The following is a 20,481-nucleotide window of genomic DNA, read 5'->3' on the forward strand; positions in this document are numbered from 1 at the left end:
CGGTCGGGCCTGCTGTGAGGGTGGTCACCACGTGAGCCCCGAGATACAAGGTCCCTCCAGCGATTCCACAACGATCGTGTAGGGTCGAAGGGTACTGGGAGGTACCGCGCAGGTTGCGTGACTCGTGCGCCACGGTCGTCCGACCGGATCGGCGCTGGCCTCTCGTGGTGGGAAGACATTCAGTCGGGGCCTGCTCATGACCACGTCCGTAGATGTTGCTGCGCCGGAAGACGCCGGGCGGCCCGAGGGGCACGGAGCACCCGGTGAGCGCGCGAGGCGTGCGATCTGACCGCGGCGATCCGTCCGGAGCGCCGGCGCCGCGATCGCCACGCTGGCGCTCGTGGTGCTCGGCGGCGGCGCGGTCCTCGCCGCCGGTGGAGCGGCACCCGCTGCCGCTGCGCCGACCTGCACCGTTAACCCGATGGGCGCCGCCACGCCCGTCGGCTCGGCTGACGGCTTCACGATCTTCGTGACGGGCGACGCGGTGCTCGCCAACAGCGAGCTCGAGGGCTCGTTCGCTGTGCTGGGGTCCGCCACGTTCGGCGACTCGCGGGGACAGAGCAGCGGTCAGTACCCGATCGTGCACAGCATCGCGGGGAACAGCGCCTACTCCGTGCCGACCATCGACGGCGACCCCACCCGGGTGCTCCTCCAGCGGTACGCGGGCTCGCCCGCCGACGCCACGAAGGTCGTGCAGGTCAAGAACCAGGGCGACCCCGCAGGCGTGGCCGCGGGCTTCAAGCTCGCCGACCCCACCTCGCCCGACGGCTACACCTTCGGTCCGCAGTTCGGCGGGTCGGGCACGACCTTCTACCCGGTCGGCGGCAGCAACCAGAGCCCGCAGATCGAGTCGCAGGTCACCCCCTGGGTCGACCTCACGACGGCGCAGGCAGAGATGGGCACCGAGCTCGCCTCGGCCGCGGCCTACTTCCCGGCCGACGACGGCGAGGCGATCCTCGAGGGCATCGACTACCAGGATGCAGTGGTCACGAACGGTCAGGAGGCCCGCGTGGTGCTGAGCGTGGACGGTCCCAGCCGGATCACGCTGTCCGACCTTGCCGGCGCGCAGAAGCTGTTCCTCCAGGACTACTCGGAGACGTCGTTCCTCGTCGTGACGGTCTCGCCGTCCGACGTCGTGAACGGTGTGCTCACCCTGCCGACGTACGCCGGGGCAGGAAACGTTGACGAGGGTTCGAGCTACCTCCTCTGGGACCTCAGTGCACTCGACGGGGACGTCACGGTGGTCTCGACGGCCAACCGCGTCCGCGGGTCGCTGTACGCGCCGAACGCGCACGTCACCTTCCCGGCCGGAGGCAGCCAGTTCGAGGGCCAGATCATCGCGGAGGGACTGACCGCGCTCCAGGGTGGCGAGGAGATCCACACGAACCTCTTCAAGGGTGCGGCGCCCTGCGCCACCGAGCCGACGCCGGAGCCGACGGTCACGCCGACGCCGGAGCCGACGGTCACGCCCACGCCGACGCCGGAGCCGACGGTGACGCCGACAGCCACCCAGACGCCCACGCCTGCCCCGACTCCGACCACGGCCGGCCCCAGTGCCTCGGCGAGCGCCCCGGCTGGTGGCGGCGGGAGCCTGCCGTCGACCGGGGCCGCGGTCGGTGGCGTGCTGGCCGGCGCAGCCGCTCTGATCGGGCTCGGTGATCTCCTGGTCCGTCGCAGGAACGCCGCCTGACGTAGGCCCAACCACGCACGACGGCGAGGGGCCGGGGGCGCAGACGCGTCCCGGCCCCTCGCCGTCGCCGCCACGCGTGATCCCGCACCCCGGCCTGGTGCTGGACCGACCCGGGCCGCCCCGTAGCGCGCCTACCCTGGACCCGTGAGGTCCGTCGCCGCGTGGGAGCCACCGCGCTGGCGCACCCTCGGCGCCGGCGCCGTGCTCGCGGCCGTGGCCGCCCTGGCCGGGATCGCGCTCACCGGTGCCGCGACCCCGACGATCCTCGCGGACCCCGGCGCCGTCGTCAGGTGGGGACTGCCGGTCGTCGAGCTCGTCGTCGACCTCGCGTGCGCCGTGACGATCGGCGCGCTGGTCCTCGCCGCCGTGGTGCTGCCGCGGGCGGGTGACGCACAGCCGTCTGCTCGCCGTCGAACGCGCGTGACGCCCGACGGCGGAGCCTGGGTCCTCGCGCAGCGCACCGCCGCCGTCGCGAGCGTCGTGTGGACGCTCGCCGTCGCGGTCCAACTGGTGCTCACCTACGCCAGCGTGTCGGGACGCCCGATCGGCGGCCCGACGTTCGGCGACGAGCTGGGCGTCTACCTCACGCAGATCGGGCTCGGTCAGGCCGGCCTGTGGGCGCTCGCGCTCACGGCGCTGACGTCGTTGCTCGCCGTCGCCGCGACCGGTTACGCGAGCGCGGCGTGGGCCGCCGTCCTCGCGCTCGCGGCGCTGGCGCCCGTCGCACAGACAGGGCACGCCGCCGGCGCCACGAACCACACGCTCGCCGTCGGGAGCCTGTGGCTGCACCTCGCGGGCGTCACGGTGTGGATCGGCGGGCTCGCCGTGCTCGTCGTCGTCGCGGGTGCGCTCGGCCGCGACCTGCGGCCGGTGGCCGCCCGCTACAGCCACCTCGCGATCTGGGCGTACGCGCTCGTGGCGGTGTCCGGCGTCGTGAACGCGTACGTCCGGATCGGATCGCTCGCGGGGCTCGCGACGCCCTACGGCGCGATCCTCCTGCTCAAGGTCGCCTGCGCGGTGCTGCTCGGCGTCGCCGGCTGGTGGCACCGCCGCCGCACGATCCCCCGCCTCACGAGCGGTCGGACCGCGCCGTTCTGGCGCCTCGTCGCAGCGGAGGTGGTGCTGGCCGGCGCCGTCATGGGACTCGCCGTCGCGCTGTCGAGCACGTCGCCTCCGGTCCCCGACACCCCGCCGACGGCTCCCTCGCCGGCCGAGGCGATCACGGGCTACCCGCCCCCGGCCGAGCCGACCGTGGCCGGCTGGTTCACCCTCGTGCAGCCCGACGTCCTGGTGCTGACCGGAGTGGTGAGCGCCGCCGTCGTCATCGTGGGCTGGACGCTGCGGCTGCGCCGCCGCGGCGACGCGTGGCCCGCCGGGCGAGGAGCGTCGATGCTCGTCGGCCTCCTGCTCGTGGCATGGGCGAGCAGCGGCGGCGCGGCCGTGTACGGGCACGTGCTGTTCAGCGGGCACATGGTCCAGCACATGGTGCTCGTGATGCTCGCGCCGATCTTCCTCGTGCTCGGCGCCCCGGTGACCCTCGGTCTTCGCGCTCTGCCAAGCCGCGACGACGGCTCTCGGGGACCGCGCGAGCTGCTGCTCGCCGTGGTGCACTCGAAGGTCGCCGCGTTCTTCGGCCACCCGATCGTCGCGGCCGTGAACGTGGCCGGCAGCATGATCCTCTTCTACTACTCACCGCTGTTCGAGCTGTCACTCACGAACCACCTCGTGCACCTGTGGATGATCGTGCACTTCACGCTCGCGGGCTACCTGTTCGTCAACGTGCTCATCGGGATCGACCCCGGCCCGAGGCGACCGTCCTACCCGCTGCGCCTCCTCCTGCTGTTCGCCACGATGGCGTTCCACGCGTTCTTCGGCCTCGCGCTGACGGAGGGCACGCAGCTCCTGGCCGCGCGATGGTTCGGCGCGCTCGGCCTGCCCTGGGGGGTGGACGCCCTCGCCGACCAGCGGCTCGGCGGTGCGTTCGCGTGGGGGTTCGGCGAGATCCCGTCACTCGTGCTCGCGATCGCACTCGGGCTGGCCTGGATTCGCGACGACGAGCGCACCGCGCGGCGCCTGGACCGCGCCGCGGACCGCTCGGGGGACGCCGATCTCGCGGCGTACAACGCGATGCTCGCGCGGATGGCCGGCACATCCCACACCGAACGCCCATCTAGCCCGACGGAAGTGGACCTATGACCCTCGACCTGCGTGCCCTCATCCGCGACGTGCCCGACTTCCCCAAGCCCGGCGTCGGGTTCAAGGACATCACGCCGATCCTCGCGTCACCGCAGGCGTTCCAGGAGACGGTGGACCTGCTGGTCGCGGCGGCGCCGGACGACATCGACGTCGTGTGCGGGATGGAGGCGCGCGGATTCATCTTCGGCGCGCCCGTCGCGCTCGCGCTCGGCGCGTCGTTCGTCCCGGTGCGCAAGTCGGGCAAGCTGCCGCGCGACACCGTCGAGACGACGTACGACCTCGAGTACGGCACTCAGACGCTGGCCGTGCACTCCGACGCGATCGACGAGGGCGACCGCGTGCTGATCGTCGACGACGTGCTCGCCACGGGCGGCACCGTGGCCGCCACGGCCGATCTGGTCCGGCGGCTCGGGGGGGCCCTCGTCGCGGTCGACGTGGTCATGGAGCTGGCGTTTCTCGAGCCCCGCGCGTTGCTCGCGCGGCACGGCATCGACGTGGTGCACACGCTGGTCGGTTACGCCGAGTGACCGGGCAGAACACGCGACCTCTACTGTCGTTCCACTGAACCCTCCCCAAGAGGGTCACTTCTGTGCCAAGGTACGTTCGCACGGACGTGTCCACCATCTGGGGGTGTGGCGGACTGCGTACGCGACCATGGTGTCGCGGCCGCGGCGTCCGAGCACCAGAAGCAGGGGGCTCCAGGGACACCGACCGCACGTCGGGCACCCTCGATCGCTCGCTGCGAGGCCGAGGAGATCGATCATGGGTGTCACGCCGCGTCACGCGAGCCGCAGGGCGACGATCCGGGAGCGACGTACGCGTCTCGTCTCGGCTCTCGTCACGCTTGCGCTGCTGCTCGGAGCTCTGCCCGTGGCGACGCTCGCCGGGCTCGTCGCCTCCGCGACGAGCGCCGAGGCGGCGACCGTCACCGTCCCGGCCGCGCAGCGGCCGCAGGCGCGGATGATCAACCACATCGGGTGGACCGCCGCCAACGGAACCGCGAACCCGCAGAGCAACGACTGCTCGAGGTTCGGCATCGCGCCGGACGCCACGACGTCGGGCACGGCCTCCAACACCGGCGGATCGGGTGGCACCGCCGCCGCCGCACGCACCGACGGTTCCACCGCCTGGGTCTCGGCCGGTACCACCGCGTATTCGGCGCACGGCAACAACTCGTGCTCCACCATCAGCGGCACAGACGTAGGAAGCGTCAGCCTCTCGAACCAGAGCGCGATCGGGTTCTCTCCCCGCGACGTCTCCACGTTCGACACCGGTGCGGTGTTCAACCTCGGCCGGATGGTGCACCGCAACAACCCTGTGAACGTCGTGAACGAGTGGTTCCGAGGCGACATCGGGCTCCAGTTCATGGGTATGGACATGACGTTCCGGTGGCGGATGGACGAGACGCCGAACAACTACTCTCCGCAGTCCGATCCGCGGAACAATGACATCCTCGACTTCCTCAACCAGACCACCGACCAGACGTTCACCGTCGGCGGGCTCGTCTACACCCTCGTCGTCGAGGGGTTCACGGCACCGAACGGCACCAACAACACCTGCCTCGCCACGCTCAGCGGTGCCGCCACTCCGGTGAACCAGTTCTCCACAGTCGAGGGCACGAGCACCTACGGGTGCCTGTGGGCCTCGGCCGAGCAGGTGAGGACCGTGACGGTGGTGAAGCAGGCCGAGGCGCCCTACGGCCTCAACGGCGCCACGATTCCCGCTTCCACGTTCACCTCGTCCAGCTCGCTCGCGGGGTCGCCGTGGGCCACCGGCTTCTCGCTCACGCCCACCGCGATCGGCGCATCGGGCACGGCGAGCGTGACCCGCACGTACACGACGGGGCAGACAGTCTCGATCACCGAGACCACCCCGACGAGCCCGTGGGGCTTCACTGACGTCGTCTGCCGCGACGGCAGCGGCGTCGAGCTTCCCGCCGGGTACAAGAGCGGCGCGACGGTGACGCTGAACGAGACGACGGCGCCGGCCGTCACGAGCGCTGCAGCCGTGCCCATCACCTGCACCTACACGAACACCGTGCGGCCCACCGCGACGCTCACTCTGCTCAAGAGCGTGACGTCGACCGGCCAGCCCGCCCCGCAGGCCGTCGCCAGCAACTGGACGCTGACGGCGACGCGGAATCCCGTTGCCGGTGTCGCGACCCCGGTCTCCTCGATCTCCGGCGTGGGTCAGGCGACGGCTGGAGCCACCGCCGCGATCACCAACCAGAGCGTTGCCGCGGGCACTTACGTCCTCAGCGAGACCGCCTCCGGTACCAACACGGGCGGGTACCAGCAGAGCGGCGCCTGGACGTGCACAGCCGGCACCGTGTCGACGACGGACGGCGTCACCTCGGTGACCCTCACGCAGGGTCAGAACGCCACGTGCACCGTGCGCAACGTGTACCAGACGGGCAGTCTCGTGCTCTCCAAGACGGTCACGGGGGCCGGGTATACGGGCGGCACGACGAAGTCCTTCACCGTGCAGTACGTCTGCACCACCACGGACTCGCGCACCGTGACCGGAACGGTCACGCTTGCACCCAACGCGACCAACGGCCAGCCGGGGTCGGCGATCACCGTGTCCAACGTCCCGGCCGGCTCGACCTGCACCGTGGCGGAGACCGCACCGAGTGGCGGTCTGGTGAACTCGTCGTGGATCTGGGGCACGCCCACCACGACCTACTCACCCAACCCCGCCGTGGTGCCCGCCAATGGCAGCGCGAGCGCCGGGGTGACCAACCCGACCGTGCAGCAGTTCGGCTCGTTCACGATCGCCAAGGCGATCACGCCGCGCTCCGGTGTGCCCGCCTCGGGCTACGCGGGAGGCGCGGCGCGCACGTTCGCGGTGACCTACCAGTGCACCATCGCTGGGACCGTGACGCGTTCGGGGACCGGCGTGATCAGCGTGGGGACACCGCTGACGGTGACGGGGGTGCCGGCCACCTCCGTGTGTGTCGTCACCGAGACGGCGCCGACCACTCAGTCCGGCGACTTCGTGGACGCCTCGTACGCGTGGGACGGCAGCTCGGGTGCGCTCACCCTCGGCGCAGTGCCCGCGAACGGCAACGTGGGCGGCACGATCACGAACTACTTCACGCGGGTGTATGCGAGCCTCACCGTCACGAAGACCGTGGTCGGTGGTGGCTACATCGGCACCGGCGAGCCGTTCCAGGTCGTGGTCACGTGCGGCTCCGGTGAGAGCCAGGTGGTGCGGACACTGACCCTGAGCTCGACCGGCTCGAAGACCGCCAGCGTGCCGGCGGGCGTCGCGTGCACCGTCGTCGAGACGACGCCGTCCGAGTCCCTCCTGTCCGCCGAGTACGCCTGGCAGGCGCCCTCCTACACCGGGCTGACCAACGGCGTCGTCTCGGTTGCGGCGAACTCCTCCGCGACGGTGGGCGTCACGAACACCACCGTGATCGACCTGGGCCGAGTCTCGGTGACGAAGGCGATCGCCCACTTCGGGTCGGCGGTCGCCAACGGGACCACGTTCGCCGTCCAGGTGAGCTGTGGCACGGCAGGCACCTTCGCGGCGACGCTCACATGGTCGGGTGGCGCGTCCTCCACGTGGACCTCCGGACTCCTTCCGGTCGGTACCTCGTGCACCGTGACGGAGGACCAGCCGACGGGCGGGCTTCCGGACGCCAGCTACGCGTGGGGCGCGGTTCCGAGCGCGCAGACGGTCGTGGTGCCGTCGAGCCTCGACCCGGTCGGGGTCACGGTCACGAACGACATCACGCGCGTGCGCGCTCCCTTCACGATCGTCAAGGACGTCCAGAAGCCGGACGGCGCACCGGGCGCCACCATCTTCTACGGGACGTACTCGTGCACCTACGGCGTCGGCGCCTCGGCCGAGACGATCTCGGGAACCTGGACGGCGCCGCCGGGAGGCGGAGCCGCCACGCTGTCGCCCGTCGCGTCCGTTCTGCTCGGCTCCTCGTGCACCGTGACCGAGGCCGACCCGACCAACCCGCCGGACCCCTCCTACAGCTGGACCAAGACCGTTCCCGGCGCGACGTCCGTGACGGCCGTGACGGGGGCTCAGGCCACCGTCTCCAACACGCTCAACCGCTCCACTGGCTCCTTCAGCGTCGCCAAGGGCGTGCGAGGCGGCGCGGCCGGCACGGCGTTCGAGGACGAGGCGTTCACGTTCGCCTACGTCTGCACGCCGCAGACCGGCGATCCGATCAGCGGCACGCTCACGATGTCGGCAGGTGGGTCGCAGTCCGTTGCCGACATCCCGTTCGGCAGCACCTGCGCGGTACGCGAGACCGGTACGGCCGACCCGATCGACCCGTTCCGCTGGGACGGCGTGACGTTCTCCGGCGGTGGCGGTGAGCTCGTGGCCGGCGCCTGGACCTTCACTACCCCGTCGTCGGACACCCCGGTCGCGGTGACCGCGACGAACGCGATCAGCGCACGGTCCGGATCGGTGTCGGTGACCAAGGCAGTGACGGGCGAGACCGCAGGCTTCACCGGGGGCTCCGACGCGATCTTCCCGATCGGCCTCACCTGCGACGGCGTCTCCTACGGGACGCAGGATGTCGCCGACGGCGAGTCGTTGGTCTTCTCCGGGATTCCGCTCGGTGCCGCCTGCACCGCGAGCGAGAGTGGCTTCTCCGGTGGTCTCGCCGACGCGTCGTTCGCCTGGGCGTCGCCGATCGTCGGAGAATCCGTGACCGTCGACGTCGAGGGTTCGACGCCGTCGGGCACAATCACCGTGACCAACCGGATCGTCCGCGTCTACGCCCCGGTTCAGCTGACCAAGGAGGTCCGGATCGGGACCTACACCGGGGTCGTGGACCCGGCTGCGACCTACGACGGCTCCTTCCAGTGCACGTACTCCGGCGCAGGCGACGACGAGACCGTGACGGGCAGCTGGTCCGGGACGGACGCCACCCCGACCGACGACGCCGGTTCGCTGCAGACCCTCACGCCTGCCGGCGGCGAGCCCGCGACGAGAATCGAGGTGCTCGTCGGCTCCGTGTGCACGCCGACGGAGAATCCGCTCGACGACCCGTCGAACGATCCGTCGTTCGTGTGGGCGGATCCGGTGGTCACCCCCGTGACGGTCACGGCGACGCCGGAGTTCTCCACCATGACGGTGGTCAACACGCTCGAGCGCACTACGGGCGACCTGGTGGTCTCGAAGCTGCTCTCCGGCGAGACCGACGGCGTCACCTCAGGCACCGTGTTCCCGGTGTCCGCGGTGTGTGGGTACGAGGGCGTCGAGGGCACGTTCACTGGCAGTGCGAACGTGACGGCAGGCGCGGACCCCGTCGCGTTGATCTCCGACGTGCCGGCCGGCTGGACGTGCACGGTGTCCGAGGGGGTCGCGAGCAACCCCGACGGTCCGCCCCTCTACGACGCGTCGTACGCGTGGGGAGCCACGACGATCCGCGTCGACGGCGTGGACACCGTCGACGTGGTCGTCACGGCGGACGAGACCGCTCAGGTCGAGGTGACCAACGGCGTGGTCCGCGTCCGCTCGGGCTTCGAGATCGTCAAGGCGCTCGGGGCCGGAACGCCCGAGCTCTCCGACGACGCGCAGTTCTCCGGCAGCTACCAGTGCACCTACACCCGGGACGAGACCCCCGGGGAGACGTACACCGGCACGTGGGCTGTCGACGGCACCGGCGCGGCGACGTTGACGCCGGACGACGACGGGCCGACCACCTTCCCGATCGGCACGAGCTGCGCGGTCACCTCGGAGGCCGCGCTCGGAACGAACGAGTTCCTGCCGGACACCTCGTGGGCGTGGTCCCCGGCGGACCTCGGCCAGGCGGTGACCATCGCGCCGGGCGTCACCCCCACCGTCACCGTGACGAACACGGCCACGCGGGTCTTCACGGACCTCCAGGTCACGAAGAGCTTCACCGGTTCTTCGGCAGCGCTCGTCGACGGCGCCACCGTCGACGGGTCCTGGGCGTGCTTCTACCCCGCCGACGCCACCGATCCCGGCTCCCAGGTGGCCGGCGGGACGTGGACGCTTCCGGCGAGCGGTGGCTCGGCGGTGCTGGCAACGGCCGACGCCGGCGACGACGGCGACAGCGTCCCCGCTGAGTCCCGGTGCGAGATCCGGGAGAACACGCCGGACCAGGCGAACCTCGTCAACTCCTCCTACGCCTGGACCACCCCGGCCTATGCCCCGGCTGGCAGCGACGGCGCCTCGGGCGCCGTCACGACCGTTGCCGGCCAGGCGGTCGGCGTGACCGTGACCAACTCGACGCAGCGCGTGACGGGCACCTTCACGATCACGAAGGACGTACAGCTCTCGGCGAACGCCACCACGGCGGCGTCCGCGATGGCAGCGCTCACCTACTCGGGCACGTGGCGGTGCACGCTCGACGGCGAGACCGACGTCCCTCAGCCCGTCACCGGTACGTGGGGTCCGGTCCTCGACGGGGCCGAGTTTTCGGTGCCGGGTGTGCTCCTGGGTTCTTCGTGCGAGGTCACCGCGGAGACCAGGCCGGCCGATCCGGTCGAGCAGGACGTCTCGTTCGTCTGGCTGCCGTGGACCTCCGACGGTCCGGTGAGCGTCGACTCGGTGCAGACAGCGCCGGTCGTCACCGTGGCGAACCCGGTCGATCGCGTGCTCGGGTCGTTCGCTGTGAGCAAGACGGTGCTCGACGAGCAGGGCGGTGTCCCCGCGGATGCCCGCTTCACGTTCGAGTGGCAGTGCGAGGCGGAGAACGGCGACCTGTATCCGGACGCCGGGCCCGGGACATTCACGCTCGCGAGCGGCGAGACGTGGGACTCCCCGGCGGCGGTTCCGGACGACAGCTCCTGCACGGTCATCGAGGCCGGGCTGCCGACGCCGAACCACCCGTCGTTCGCGTGGAGCACCACGAACACGGTGCTCACCAACGGCGACGAGAGCGGGTCGGGGACGGAAACCGCGACGTTCCAGACGGGCGGGCCGAGCGACGTCGTCATCGCCGAGTTCACGAACACGCTCACCCGGACTCCGGGGAGCTACTCGGTGAGCAAGACGAGCGATCCGCCGACCGGCTCCACGGTGCTGCCCGGCGACCCCATCACCTATACGATGACCGTGACGCCGGGTGGGGCCGGCTTCGTGGACGACGTCGTCGTCACCGACGACCTCACGGCCGTGCTGGCGAACGCGACCCTGTCGACCGAGGACCTCGAGCCCTCGCAGGGTTCGGCGGTCTTCGACGACGCCACGAACCACATCGTGTGGAGCGTCGGCACCGTCGACGCTGCGAACGGGCCGCTCACGTTGGTCTACACGGTCAAGGTGAACGACGAGGCGTTCGGCGTTCGCCTCACCAACGTCGTCACCGCCACCGGCGAGTACCCGCCGCAGGAGTGCCAGGGCGACTGCTCGACGACCCACGTCACGCCGGCCTGGACACTCGCGAAGTCTGCTGACCCCGCCACGGGCTCGACGGTTCTTCCGGGGCAGGACGTGACGTACACGCTGACCGTGACGAACACGTCCGAGGCCACGGTCGCGGGCGCGGTCGTCACGGACGACCTGTCCGACGTCCTCGACCACGCGAGCCTCGCCGGCACCCTGCCGGCGGGCCTGACTCTGGACGGGTCGACGCTGACGTGGGACGTCCCGACGATCCTCGCGGGTGGCGAACCTGCCTCGGTGTCCTACACGGTGACCGTGGACGACGACGCGATCGGGGTCACCCTCGCGAACGTCGCGACGCCGTCGAGCCCTGGCGGCACCTGCGTCGAGGAGAGCGGGTGCTCGACCGAGCACCCGACCCCAGGGTTCACGCTGTCGAAGGCGTCCGACCCCGCCTCCGGGTCCACCGTGGTTCCGGGCGACGTCGTGACGTACACCCTCACCGCGACCAACACCTCCGACGGTGTGGTCGAGGGCGCGACGGCGGTGGACGACCTCACCCAGGTGCTGTCGCACGCCGACATCGTCGGCACGCTGCCCCCGGAGCTCGCGCTCGTGGGCTCGACGCTCACCTGGTCCATTCCGACGCTCGCACCCGGGGCCGATCCCGCATCGGTCTCGTACACGGTGCGGGTCCGGGCGGGCGAGGACGGTGCCACTCTCCTCAACGTCGTCACGACCGACAGCCCGGGCGGATCGTGCCTCGGCGCGTGCTCGACGACGCACGTGACCCCCGCGTGGACTCTCGCGAAGTCCTCCGATCCGGCCACGGGCGCGACCGTGGTGCCCGGGCAGCAGGTGACCTACACCCTCACGGCGGCGAACACCTCCGATGCCGTCGTCCGTGGGGCCCTCGCGACGGACGACCTGTCCGGTCTGCTCGCGCATGCCGCCCTGGTCGAGCCGCTGGCCGAGGGTCTCGCGTTCGACGCCGAGTCCGGCGTGCTCACGTGGACGATTCCGGAGATTGCCGCCGGTGCACCCCCGGCGAGCGTGAGCTACACCGTCACCGTGAACCCGGACGCGGTCGGTGCGACGCTGACGAACGTGGTCACGCCGCAGGGTCCCGGTGGCGAGTGCGTCGAGGGTGACTGCACGACGACGCACTACACGCCCGTCTGGTCGCTCGCCAAGACCTCCGATCCGGCCTCGGGCAGGACGGTGGACGTGGGCAGCACCATCACGTACACGCTGACCGCCACGAACGAGTCGGAGGAGGCGGCGGTCCTCGGCGCATCCGCGGTGGACGACCTGTCCGACGTTCTCGACGACGCCGCGATCGTCGGTGAGCTCCCGGCCGGCCTGACGCTGGACGGCACGACGCTGACGTGGGCGATTCCGACCATCGAGCCCGGCGGGGAGCCGGTGAGCGTGAGCTACAGCGTGCGGGTGAACGACGACGCCACGGGCGCGACGATTCGCAACGTGGTGACGCCCGCGACCGGTGGCAGCTGCGTGGAGAGCTGCACCACGCAGCACCCCACACCGGCATGGACGATCGAGAAGTCCTCGGACCCGGTCTCGGGCAGCACCGTGCTCCCGGGCCAGAGCGTGACGTACACGCTCACCGCGACGAACGTGTCCGACGCGGTGGTCGCGGGCAGGACCGCGGTCGACGACCTGTCCGACGTCCTCGACGACGCCACGCTGACCGAACCCCTCGCCGACGGCCTCACGTTCGACGCGGAGACCGGTGTGCTCACCTGGGCGATTCCGGAGATGGCCGCCGGCTCGGCTCCCTCGACCGTCTCCTACACGGTGACCGTTGCTGACGGCGCCTTTGGAGCGACCCTCCGCAACGTCGTGACCTCGCCGGGAAGCTCGCCCTGCGTCGCGCCCGACTCCGAGGGCCGGGCGCTGCCCGGGGCCGTCGCGGATCCCGAGCTCTGCCCGACGACGACCGAGCACTACACACCGGCGTGGACCCTGCAGAAGAACTCCGACCCCGCTACCGGGGCCACGGTGGCAGTGGGCCAGCACATCACGTACACGCTCACGGCCGCGAACACCTCCGAGGCCGAGATCACCGGTGCGACGGCCGTGGACGACCTGAGCAAGGTGCTCGCGAACGCCCGCCTCGTGGGCGACCTTCCGGCGGGCCTGACGCTGTCGGGGACGACCCTCACGTGGGAGATCCCGACGATGCCGGCCGGCTCGGACCCGGTGTCGGTGTCGTACACGGTCGAGGTGGGGACCGCCGCCGGAGTCACGATCACCAATGTGGTGACGCCGTCGGGTGGCGGCGGCGAGTGCACCAACGCGTGCACCACCACCCACGAGGTGCCGCCGACGGTGTCGCCGAGCCCGAGCCCGAGCGCGAGCGCGAGCGCGAAGCCGCTTCCGGGCACCGGCGCGGCCGTCGGCGGGGCCGCTGGTATCGCGCTCCTGCTCCTGCTGGCTGGTGGGGGCGCAGTCCTGGCGAGCAGGCGCCGCCGGACGGAGCGCGACTGAGCGCAGAGGTCGAACCCGGCCGACGGAGTGGGCCCCTTCCTCGAGGACGGGGCCCACTCCGGTAGCCCGCGGGCGGAGCGATCTCGAACAGCCGGTGAGGTGGTCGTGACCGTCGGGCGCGACGCAGGGAGCGCGTCCGCCGTCGGCGCCTCGCGCCGAGTCAGGGGAGCACGACGTCGGTCCCCTCGACCGTCAGCTCGACGCCCGCGTCCGACGGCGTGACCGCGGTGACCTCGGTGCCCGCCGGCAGTCCCTCGAGGGACACCGTGGCGCCGTCGAGCGCCTGCTGGATGCTGTCGCCGAGACCGAACGGAAGGTCCGCGGGGTCGACGCTCATCCCGGCGACCCGCAGGTCCGAGACCGACAGCAGGATCTCCCGCCCGGCGGGCTCGGGCGTGATCTCGGCCTGCACCGCGGTGAGGCCGAGCACGTCGACCGAGGCCGTGATGCCGCCGTCGTGCGGCGTGACGGTCACCCCGCCGAGGGCGTCCGCCACGGACCCGAGCCCGGCGACGCGGTCGTCGACCGCCTGCTGAAGGCTCGCCGTCGGGAGCGTGCCGTACACGGTGAGGGCGTCGATGCCCGACCCGTCGATCGCGACGCCGGACGCCGTGCCCGACACGTCGGTGAGCGCGATTCCCTCGAGCGTCACGGAGTCGAGGGAGTACGAGACGTCCTCGATCGCGCCTGCGGCGAGCTGGGTGAGGAACGGGAAGCCACCCACGGTCACGTCGACGCCCTCGCCGGCGACCTCGGTCGCGAGCCCGTCGGCGATCCGCATCGCGGCGACGGCGGCGGCCACGCGATCGGCCGCGATCGCGGCCCCGGCGGCGAGCAGCACGATGCCGGCCGTGACTCCGACGGCGCGCAGGGGGTGGCGACTCATGGCCTGACCGTACCTAGCCGCGGGCGATGTCCGCGTACTCGCCCCCGGTGACGGCGAGCAGGTCGTCGGGCGCGAGCTCGACGTCGAGCCCGCGTCGTCCGCCCGAGACGAGGATCTGCTCGCACAGGATCGCGGAGGAGTCCAGCACGGTGCGGTGCGCCGTGCGCTGCCCGATGGGCGAGATCCCACCCACGACGTACCCCGTCCGCCGCTGCGCCACGGCCGGGTCGGCCATCTCAGCCTTCCGACCGCCGACGGCCGCGGCGAGCCGCTTGAGGTCCAGGCGCGCGGCGACGGGCACGACGGCGACGACGAGCTCGCCGTCGACGTCGGCCATCAGCGTCTTGAACACGCGCTCCGGCGCGATGCCGAGCTTCTCGGCGGCCTCGAGCCCGTACGCCGCAGCGCGCGGGTCGTGGACGTAGGTGTGCTGCGTGAACGGGATCGATGCCGCAGTGAGGGCGAGGATCGCGGGCGTGCCGGCGGGGGTGCTCACCGCGACATCGTGCCGCGCCGGACGGTCGGTCGGCGCGACCGTCCTGCGCGGCCCCGACCCGCGCACGACGGCGGCCCGCCCCTCGAGAGAGCTCGGCGCGCGGTTCCCCGCCGCGGATCCCGTGGTCGTCCCGGCCTGAGACGCTCAGGCGGTGCGGCGTCCCACGAGGTGAGGGTCGACGCCGACGGCGCGCATCACGAACGCCACCGTCTCGTCGATCGCGCGGGTACGCCCGGGCCCGTCCTCGGGCACGTTGCGCGCCGACAGGCACGAGTTGATGAGGGGCACGACGGCGTCGAGGTCCTGACGCGGGAAGCGCCCGGTCGCGATGCCCAGCACGAGGATGCGTCGCAGGGGCGCCTCGACCTGCTGGATGTGCTCGCGCAGGCGCATCATCGTGGCGCGCGAGACGACCGTGCGCAGGTCCGGGCCGGGCGCCAGGTGGTAGACCCGCTTGAGGTGGATCTGCTGCTGCACGTACGTGCGCAGCTGCTCCACCGGGTCCTCGAGGCCGGCCAGGGACTCCTCGAGCGCCGCGATGTAGGAGGTCGTCTCGTGCTCGATGAAGCCGAGCAGGAGGGACTCCTTGTCGGGGAAGTGGTTGTAGACCGCGGTACGCCCGACGCCGGCCTCGGCGGCGATGTCGGCGAGCGTGATGGCGTCGAACCCCTCGCGCTCCATGAGCGTGGACAGCGCGGTGAAGAGTCGGAGGCGCACCTGTTCGCGGTGCTCGGCCAGCGTGGCCCCGATGATCTTCGGCACCTCCTCACTATGCCACGGATCTGACTGGGCCCGCCCACGTGTCAGATCGACGGCCGTGTGGCGTATGTCTCGCGCGCGGTGGGCCGGGGTAGGGTCGTGACGTGGTCGCCGGGGGCGCGGCCGACACGAGGAGGCACCCGTGAATCAGCAGAAGATCGTCCAGACGGTCGCCGTGATGGCTGCGGGCTTCGTCGCGACCCGGGTCCTCAACCTCGTCTGGAAGCGCGTCTTCGGTCACAAGCCGCCGGGCACCGTGGACGACGAGCAGGACTCCAGCCTTCGCGAGATCGTGCTCTTCGCGGCCGTCTCCGGGGCGATCGCCGCCCTCGCTCGCGCCGGCGCCACCAAGGCGGCCGTGCGCTTCACGGACAAGTCGCTCGCCGAGTCGCGCGACTGACCGACCGGCCTGCCCGGCACCGCCTCCTCAGGCGTCGGTGCCGCGCTTCTCGGTGTCGGCGAGCGCCTGCACCATCGCGTCGTCGGCATCGTCGATGTCGGTAACGTGCTCGGTCCGCCGCACCGCGGCGAGGTCGTCCGTGAGCTCGTCCACCACGAGCAGGTCGTCGCGCACCCGTCCGGTGCGGTAGCCCGCGCGACCCACCATGTGCGCCGACACCGGCGCGGTGATGAGCTGGAAGAGCAGCACCAGCACGAGCGTCCAGATCACGACCCCGGTCCGGATCTCCAGCGCGAGTCCCGTGAGCAGCATGCCGAGGCCCAGCACCTGCGGCTTCGTCGCGGCGTGCATGCGTGCGAGCAGGTCGGGGAACCGCGCGATCCCGAGCCCGGCGACCATCGCGAGGAACGACCCCGCCAGGAAGAGCACGGCGGCGAGCACGTGCAGCACGGTGTCCAGGACGCTGCCCTCGGCGATCACGATCCGCCCTCCTGCTGCTCGCGGCCCACCGTCGCCGAGCTCCCGCCCGATCCGGAGCGACGCTCCTCTGCCTCGGCGAGCTCGGCCTCGCGCCGGGCGCGTTCGAGCTCGCGGGCCTCCTCGCGGGAGAGGATGCGGCGGTCGTCGTCACTGTCGGCCGCGGCGAACCGCGCGACGGTCACCGAGCCGGTGAACCCCACGAGAGCGAGCACCACGAGCACGGGCACGAGGTCCACCCGTCCCGTCCAGGCGGACACGAGCGCCACCGTCGCGAGCACGCTCGCCACCACGACGTCGACGGCGACCACCCGGTCGAGCATGCTCGGCCCGCGTTCGGCGCGCACGAACGCGCACACCGCCCCGATCGTGAGCATGATCCCGCAGGCCACCGCCACCCAGAGCGTCATCGCGCGTCGCCTCCCTCGTCGCGTCGCCGAGACCGCGTACCGCGGCCACCTGCGGTCGAGACCTCGCTCGAGCCTGAGCTCGAGCCTGAGCTCGAGCCTGAGCTCGAGCCGGAGCTCGAGCCCGACATGCCCGACCCGGGCGCACCCTGGTCGGGCACCGCACGCGACGCGACGGCCGCGCCGCCCCGCGCGCGGGAGGGCCCGCCGAACCGTCGCGGCGGGAGCCCGGCGGCAGCGATCTCCTCGTCCGAGGCGAGCGCGTAGAGCACCCGCGCCTCCTGGTCCAGCACCACGGTGCGGGCGTGCTCGACGGCGCCCGGCCCGCTCAGGTCCAGCGTGTGGACGTACAGGGTGCCGGTGGCGCGGTGCGCCTCGACGATGATCGACCCGGGCACGAGCGAGCACAGGTCGGCCGTGAGCGTGAGGTACAGGTCGCTGCGCGAGCGCAGCCGCACCCGCAGCACGCCCCCGCGCGGCTCCTGACCGAAGCGCAGCGCGACGGCCGCGACGTGCACGCTCGCCACGACGATGTCGCCGGCCAGCCGGCCGAACAGACGCACCAGGCCGAACCCGGAGGGGCGGCCGGCGAACGGCACGCGCGGCAGCGGGAGGAACCACGCGACGGCGAGCGCGACCACCAGTCCGGCGAGCACGTTCGCGATCGTGAGGTCGCCCCACAGCAGCACCCACACGACGGCGAGCCACACCACCGCGGTGACGGAGGGGCGCCGGCGCGGCGTCACGCCGGGCTGCGCGGCACCCCCCGCGACGCCGCTGGTCGCAGCGGCGTCAGTCCGAGGGGCGTCGGCCCGCACGGCATCGTTCGACGGTCGCTTGCTCATCCCGCGCTCCCGTGCCGCGATGCGGCCACGCTCGACGGCGCTCCCACCGCGTCGCTCGCCGTCGTGCCCTGGGCGTCGCTGCCGCCGGTGCCATCGTCGCCGCTCGCGTCGTCGGCGCCGCCGGCGCTGTCGGCGTCGTCCGGCGCACCGCCGGTCTCGTCGGCGACCTCGGGCGAGCGGCCCTCGCCGCGGTCGCCGTTGACGAGCACCGCGTCGATGTAGGGCGAACGGGCGGTGAGGTCGTGCGCGGCGTTCTGCGCGTAGCCGTAGAGCGGACCGGCGAGGAAGGTGAGCGCGCACGAGACGGTGACGATCGCCGTCGCCGCGCCGAAGGTGGTCCGGGGTGTGCGCACGTCCGGCAGCGGCGCGGGCGCGGGCTGCCAGAACGCCTTGTTCCACGCCTTCACGATGGCGTACAGCGTGAGCAGAGACGTGAGCAGTCCTGCCGCGACGACGGCGTACGCCAGGGGCGTGCCGAGCTGGACGCCGGCCTGGAGCAGCCCGACCTTGCCGAGGAACCCCGAGAGCGGCGGGATCCCCGCGAGGTTCATGGCCGGCACGAAGAACACGATCGCGAGCGCGGGCGCCACCTTGACCAGGCTGCCGAGCCGGTCCAGCGACGTGGTCCCGCCGCGCTGCTCGATGAGGCCGGCGACGAGGAAGAGCGCGGTCTGCACGGTGATGTGGTGCACCACGTAGAAGATCGTCGCGGCGATCCCGACGTCGGTCGCCACGGCGATGCCGAAGAGCATGTACCCGATGTGGCTGACCAGCGTGAACGACAGCAGACGTTTGAGGTCGTCCTGCGCCACGGCGCCGAGGATGCCCACGACCATCGTGAGCAGCGCGAGCACGAGCAGCGCGTCGTTCAGGGCGCCGGACGGGAACAGCAGCACCTGGGTGCGGATGATCGCGTAGATGCCGACCTTGGTGAGCAGGCCCGCGAACACCGCCGTGACCGGTGCGGGCGCGGTCGGGTATGAGTCCGGCAACCACGCCGAGAGCGGGAAGATCGCGGCCTTGATCCCGAACCCGAGCAGCAGCATGACCTGCAGGATCAGCTGCGTGCCGGGGTCGAGCTCGGGCAGTCGCTGCCCCAGCTGGGCGAGGTTGAGCGTGCCGGTGGCGGAGTAGATCATCGCGATCGCCACGAGGAACAGCACCGACGACAGCAGCGAGACGATGACGTAGATCGTCCCGGACCGGATCCGGTCGCCCGTCGCACCCAGCGTGATGAGCACGAAGCTCGCGCCCAGCAGGATCTCGAACGCGACGTACAGGTTGAACAGGTCGCCCGAGATGAAGGCGTTCGCGACGCCCGCCGCGAGCACGAGGTACGTGGGGTGGAACACCGAGACCGGGGTCTTGTCCGAGTCGGTCTCGTCGTTCGCGCCCTGCGCGATCGAGTACGCGAGCACGCCGAGCAGCACGACGCTCGAGACCGTGAGCATGAGCGCCGAGAGGCGGTCCACGACCAGCGCGATGCCCACCGGCGCCGCCCAGTCGCCGACGTTCATCACGAGCGGACCGCTGTTCGCCTGCACCAGGAGCGCGATGGCGACGGCGAGCATCGCCGACACCGCCGTCACCGAGATGGCGGCCTGGAGCCTGGGCCTGCGGGCCATCGTGAGCGCGAGGCCCGCGCACACGAGCGGGATCGCGACGGGGAGCGGGACGAGCCAGGTCATCGCGTGTCACCGCCCGGGCGCGGCCCGCCGTCGGGCGTCTCGCCGTCGACCGCCCCGCGGTCGGCCGCGTCGCGGTCGGCGGTCTCGCGGTCGGGCGCCTCGTGCGGGCGGGTCGCGCCGTCGGTTGCCTCGTGCGGGGCCTCGCCCTCGGTCGTCTCGTGGCCGGCCTCGCCGTCGGCTGCCTCGCCGGGCGCCTCACCCTGCGTCGGTTCGCCGTCGCCCGCTGCGTCGCCCTCGCCCTCGCCCTCGTCGTCGTCAGCCGTGCCCGACGGCGAGGCGTGCCTCGGGTCGTTCGCGTGCGCCTCGGGCACGGGGTGCTCCTCGTGCCCCTCGGCCGGGCTCGTCCCAAGGGCCTCGGGGGCGAGCTCGGGGGCGAGCTCCTCGGTCTCGTCGCGCACCTGCGCGGCCTCGAGGGCGCGGTTCGGCCCGGCCTCGTCGGTGCGGGTGTCGAGCTCACCGCGCTCGGCGCGCCGGGCGATGCGGCGGTCCTCGACGTCGTCCTGGATCTCGTCGTGGCCGTGCAGCTGCCACGAGCGGTAGGCCATCGCGAGGATGAACGCGGTGAACCCGAGCGTGATGACGATGGCCGTCAGCACGAGGGCCTGGGGGAGCGGGTCGCTCATCGGCTCGTCCGAGTCGCCGATGAGCGGCGGCCCGCCCGCGGCGCCGCCCGCGACGAGGATGAGAAGGTTGACGCCGTTGCCGATCAGCGCGACGCCGAGCAGCACCCGGGTGAGCGAGCGCTCCAGGAGCAGGTAGACGCCGGTCGCGATGAGCGCGCCCATCACCACGACGAGCAC

12 protein-coding genes and 1 pseudogene are annotated in these 20,481 nt (G+C 72.1%); 5 read left to right on the top strand and 8 right to left on the bottom strand.

Annotated features, from left to right (window positions below; genetic code table 11):
* The first annotated feature begins 421 nt into the window (after positions 1 to 421).
* The 4 genes from AC3AQ1_RS09790 (at position 422) to AC3AQ1_RS09805 (ending at position 13,723) form a co-directional block, all read left to right on the top strand.
* The gene (locus AC3AQ1_RS09790) at positions 422 to 1,690 is read left to right on the top strand and encodes a collagen-binding domain-containing protein (protein WP_159096485.1); all 1,269 of its coding nucleotides are present in this window, start codon (positions 422 to 424) and stop codon (positions 1,688 to 1,690) included.
* Positions 1,691 to 1,834: 144 nt separating this feature from the next.
* Entirely contained in the window at positions 1,835 to 3,886 is a 2,052-nt protein-coding gene (locus tag AC3AQ1_RS09795; RefSeq protein WP_108718827.1) for a bifunctional copper resistance protein CopD/cytochrome c oxidase assembly protein, read from the top strand.
* Positions 3,883 to 4,413, top strand: coding sequence for an adenine phosphoribosyltransferase (locus tag AC3AQ1_RS09800; RefSeq protein ID WP_108718828.1), 531 nt, complete (start codon positions 3,883 to 3,885; stop codon positions 4,411 to 4,413). The genes AC3AQ1_RS09795 and AC3AQ1_RS09800 overlap by 4 nt, the downstream gene beginning before the upstream one ends.
* A gap of 235 nt (positions 4,414 to 4,648) precedes the next feature.
* A complete protein-coding gene (locus AC3AQ1_RS09805) occupies positions 4,649 to 13,723 on the top strand; it encodes a DUF7927 domain-containing protein (RefSeq protein WP_108718829.1) in 9,075 nt (3,024 codons plus the stop codon).
* Between the two features lie 160 nt (positions 13,724 to 13,883).
* Here AC3AQ1_RS09805 and AC3AQ1_RS09810 read toward each other — a convergent pair whose 3' ends face one another.
* From AC3AQ1_RS09810 to AC3AQ1_RS09820, 3 genes are all read right to left on the bottom strand, one after another.
* Positions 13,884 to 14,609 carry an LmeA family phospholipid-binding protein gene (locus AC3AQ1_RS09810; RefSeq protein WP_108718830.1) on the bottom strand — a complete coding sequence of 242 codons (726 nt, stop codon included), beginning with the start codon at positions 14,607 to 14,609 and terminating at the stop codon, positions 13,884 to 13,886.
* A 13-nt stretch (positions 14,610 to 14,622) separates the two neighbouring features.
* Positions 14,623 to 15,105 carry a Cys-tRNA(Pro) deacylase gene (gene ybaK, locus AC3AQ1_RS09815; RefSeq protein ID WP_108718831.1) on the bottom strand — a complete coding sequence of 161 codons (483 nt, stop codon included), beginning with the start codon at positions 15,103 to 15,105 and terminating at the stop codon, positions 14,623 to 14,625.
* Between the two features lie 144 nt (positions 15,106 to 15,249).
* On the bottom strand, positions 15,250 to 15,867 hold the full coding sequence (locus AC3AQ1_RS09820; protein ID WP_108718832.1) for a TetR/AcrR family transcriptional regulator: 618 nt from the start codon (positions 15,865 to 15,867) through the stop codon (positions 15,250 to 15,252).
* Between the two features lie 139 nt (positions 15,868 to 16,006).
* Between AC3AQ1_RS09820 and AC3AQ1_RS09825 the strand changes: the two genes are divergently transcribed.
* The gene (locus AC3AQ1_RS09825) at positions 16,007 to 16,264 is read left to right on the top strand and encodes a DUF4235 domain-containing protein (RefSeq protein ID WP_108718833.1); all 258 of its coding nucleotides are present in this window, start codon (positions 16,007 to 16,009) and stop codon (positions 16,262 to 16,264) included.
* A 27-nt stretch (positions 16,265 to 16,291) separates the two neighbouring features.
* On the opposite strand, the gene mnhG is transcribed toward AC3AQ1_RS09825, so the two are convergent.
* The 5 genes and pseudogenes from mnhG to AC3AQ1_RS09850 all read right to left on the bottom strand — a co-directional run.
* Positions 16,292 to 16,744: a monovalent cation/H(+) antiporter subunit G gene (gene mnhG, locus AC3AQ1_RS09830; protein ID WP_370445273.1), complete on the bottom strand. Its 453-nt coding sequence runs from the start codon at positions 16,742 to 16,744 to the stop codon at positions 16,292 to 16,294.
* Positions 16,741 to 17,151, bottom strand: a complete 411-nt coding sequence (locus tag AC3AQ1_RS09835; protein ID WP_108718834.1) for an MrpF/PhaF family protein — start codon at positions 17,149 to 17,151, stop codon at positions 16,741 to 16,743. Before AC3AQ1_RS09835 ends, mnhG begins: the two co-directional genes overlap by 4 nt.
* The gene (locus AC3AQ1_RS09840; protein ID WP_108718835.1) at positions 17,148 to 17,993 is read right to left on the bottom strand and encodes a Na+/H+ antiporter subunit E; all 846 of its coding nucleotides are present in this window, start codon (positions 17,991 to 17,993) and stop codon (positions 17,148 to 17,150) included. Before AC3AQ1_RS09840 ends, AC3AQ1_RS09835 begins: the two co-directional genes overlap by 4 nt.
* Positions 17,990 to 19,681, bottom strand: a complete 1,692-nt coding sequence (locus AC3AQ1_RS09845; RefSeq protein WP_108718836.1) for a Na+/H+ antiporter subunit D — start codon at positions 19,679 to 19,681, stop codon at positions 17,990 to 17,992. The genes AC3AQ1_RS09840 and AC3AQ1_RS09845 overlap by 4 nt, the downstream gene beginning before the upstream one ends.
* A 350-nt stretch (positions 19,682 to 20,031) precedes the next feature.
* Positions 20,032 to 20,466 (bottom strand): annotated as a pseudogene (locus tag AC3AQ1_RS09850) (Na(+)/H(+) antiporter subunit C); the annotation flags it as partial.
* Between the last annotated feature and the right edge of the window lie 15 nt (positions 20,467 to 20,481).

The organism is Miniimonas sp. S16 (assembly GCF_057748195.1).